The sequence below is a fragment of the Plasticicumulans sp. genome (assembly GCF_035331805.1).
GTDB lineage: Bacteria > Pseudomonadota > Gammaproteobacteria > Competibacterales > Competibacteraceae > Plasticicumulans.
On the sequence record NZ_DAOLKE010000422.1, the window covers coordinates 1 to 2,794 of the forward strand.

The following is a 2,794-nucleotide window of genomic DNA, read 5'->3' on the forward strand; positions in this document are numbered from 1 at the left end:
GCAGATTGCATACGCACCGGGTATTTCGAACTTCATCGCCGGCTCCGAATATGCGCATGGTGGCATCAGCCTGCAGGAGTGTCTGGTGCCGGTTCTGGATCTGGCCTGTGAACGCGCCGGGGCCGCTGATCCGGGAAGCGGACTCACGATCCGGTCGGTGAGCTGGAAGGGTCTGCGCTGTACCGTCGTGGTGGACGGAGCCAGCGCAGGTCAGCGGGTGGACATCCGGACCCGGGCGGGGCTGGCGTCCAGTTCGCTGGCGGCCGGCACCAAGGTGCTGACGGATGGCAAGGCCAGTCTGGCGGTGGCCGATGATGAACAGGCCGGTGCAGCCGCTGTGGTGGTGGTGCTGGGAGCAGACGGTGCAGTGCTGCAGAAGCTGGCCACCACGGTAGGAGATCACTGAGCATGCAACTCGACGATCTGGACCGACAGGCCGCGATGGCCTTCGAAGGCTACGTCGTACGCAAGGACCTGGTACGCACCTTCAGCCGGCAGTTTCCGGTGCCTACCTACGTCGTCGAGTTCCTGCTCGGACGCTACTGCGCGACGACGGACGAAGCCGAAATCCAGGAGGGACTCGACATCGTGCAGCGCCAGCTCGGCTCGCGCACGGTCAAGGCCGGAGAAGAGGAATTGTTCAAGGCCCGGGCGCGCGAATCGGGCTCGGTCAGGATCATCGATCTCATCACGGCGCGGCTCGACGCAAGGACCGATTCCTATGTCGCCAGCCTGCCCAGCCTGCGCTTGAACGATGTGCGGCTGACGCCGGAGATGGTCCGCGACAACGAGCGCATGCTGACCGGTGGCTTCTATGCCGAGGTCACACTCGGCTACGACGCCTCGATTGCGCAGGAGAAAGGCGGACGTCCCTTCGGCGTGGACGCCTTGCGCGCCATCCAGCTTTCCAGGCGCGAGGTGCTGGATGTCCTGGCGGCAGGTCGCGGGTCGTTCACGACGGCCGCGTGGCGCGACCTGTTGTTGCGCAGTGTCGGATTCGAGCCCGAAACCTTGTCCGAACGTGCCAGGGATGCGCTGCTGCTGCGGATGGTTCCGTTCGTCGAGCGCAATTACAACCTGGTGGAGCTTGGGCCGCGCGGCACCGGCAAGTCGCACCTGTTCCAGCAGGTGTCGCCGTATGCGCATCTCATTTCGGGTGGCAAGGCCACCGTGGCCCGGATGTTCGTCAACAACGCCACCGGCCAGCGCGGGCTGGTGTGCCAGTACGACGTGGTCTGCTTCGACGAGGTGTCGGGCGTTTCCTTTGATCAGAAGGACGGCGTCAACATCATGAAGGGCTACATGGAGAGCGGCGAATTTTCCCGCGGCAGGGAAAGCATCCGGGCGGACGGTTCCATCGTGCTCGTGGGCAACTTCGAGGTCGATGTCGAACACCAGCAGCGCATCGGTCATCTGTTCGGCCCATTGCCGCCCGAGATGCGCGATGACACGGCCTTCATGGATCGCATCCACGGTTTCCTGCCGGGCTGGGATGTGCCGAAGCTCAACCCCGCACTGTTCACCGGGCATTTCGGTCTGGTCAGCGACTTTCTGTCCGAATGTTTTGCCCAGCTACGCCAGCAGAGCCGGGTCTCGGCCATGCAGGGGCGCGTCTACTGGGGCAGTGCTTTATCAGGGCGGGATCTCAATGCCGTCAACAAGACGGTCAGCGGCCTGCTCAAGCTGCTGTATCCGGATGCGCAGATGCCGGTCAGCGATGCGGATATGGAGTGGGCCGTGCGTTTGGCGCTGGAGGTGCGCCGGCGGGTCAAGGAGCAGCAGAAGCGCATCGGTGCGGCCGAGTTTCGCAACACCCATTTCAGTTATCAGCTGGGTGCCGAAGGTGTCGAGAAGTTCGTCAGTACGCCGGAGCTGCAGAGTCAGGGCGGCATCGGCGACGAGCCACTGGAGTGTGGCCAGATCTGGACGCTCAGCCCGGGCGGAGCGGAGGAGCATCCCGGACTGTTCCGCCTTGAAGCGGCCGAAGGTCCCGGCAGCGGTGTCCGGATACTGAACAATCCGGTGCCGGCTGCGTTCAAGGAATCGATTCGTTGTGCCGAACAGAACCTTTACAGCCGCGCCCGGCAACTGGTGGGTGACCGCGATCCGCGCGCGCACGAATTTTCGGTGCAATTGCGTGGATTCGATTCTGCCCGATCCGGCGCCAAGACCGGTGTGGCTGCGCTCATTGCCCTGTCCGGTGCGCTGCTGAAGAAATCCGTGCGCGGGGGGCTGATCGTCGCGGGTGAAGTGACGCTGGGCGGAACCATCGAACCTATCCACAACGCGGTGACACTGGCCGAAATCGCCGTCGAAAAAGGCGCCAGATCCTTGCTTTTACCGGTTTCCTGTCGCCGGCAGCTGTTCGAACTCTCCGATGAGATGGCTACCCGTCTGGATATCGAGTTCTATCAGGATGGCCGGGACGCACTGCTGAAAGCGCTAGCCGATTAAGCGGACGGTGTGGCCTCCGCAATCCGTCGCAGCAGCGTCCCCAGATACAACTCGACCTGCGCTTGCGGCCAGCCGAGATACGGCGCACTCGCCACGCAATGCGCCATGCACAGCAATACTTCCGCTGCGCTGCCCGTGAACGGCGTGCCGGTGAACACGAACGCCTGCGCTGCAGCCAGCATTTCGTCACGGCGCGCTTCGAACTGCGAACCCTGCTGCTGGCGGAAGTCATCCGTCGGGTCGTGGGCGCGCGTGAAGCGGATCAGCTCGATCAGCGTCGGGTTCGTGCCGGCGAGGGCGCGGGCCTCAAGGATCAGTGCATCGGTCATCGGTGGCGTCT

The 2,794-nt window shown here is 63.9% G+C and carries 2 protein-coding genes and 1 pseudogene; 2 read left to right on the forward strand and 1 reads right to left on the reverse strand.

The annotated features are described in order from the left end of the window. Together PKE44_RS17835 and brxL are read left to right on the forward strand one after the other, a co-directional pair. Positions 1–406, forward strand: a pseudogene (locus PKE44_RS17835) (BREX-1 system phosphatase PglZ type B); the annotation flags it as partial. 2 nt (positions 407–408) lie between these two features. Next, positions 409–2,454: a BREX system Lon protease-like protein BrxL gene (brxL, locus tag PKE44_RS17840; protein ID WP_324553951.1), complete on the forward strand. Its 2,046-nt coding sequence runs from the start codon at positions 409–411 to the stop codon at positions 2,452–2,454. Here the strand turns inward: brxL and PKE44_RS17845 are convergent. Beyond that, on the reverse strand, positions 2,451–2,783 hold the full coding sequence (locus PKE44_RS17845; protein ID WP_324553953.1) for a hypothetical protein: 333 nt from the start codon (positions 2,781–2,783) through the stop codon (positions 2,451–2,453). The two genes, brxL and PKE44_RS17845, sit on opposite strands and share 4 nt — an antisense overlap. Between the last annotated feature and the right edge of the window lie 11 nt (positions 2,784–2,794).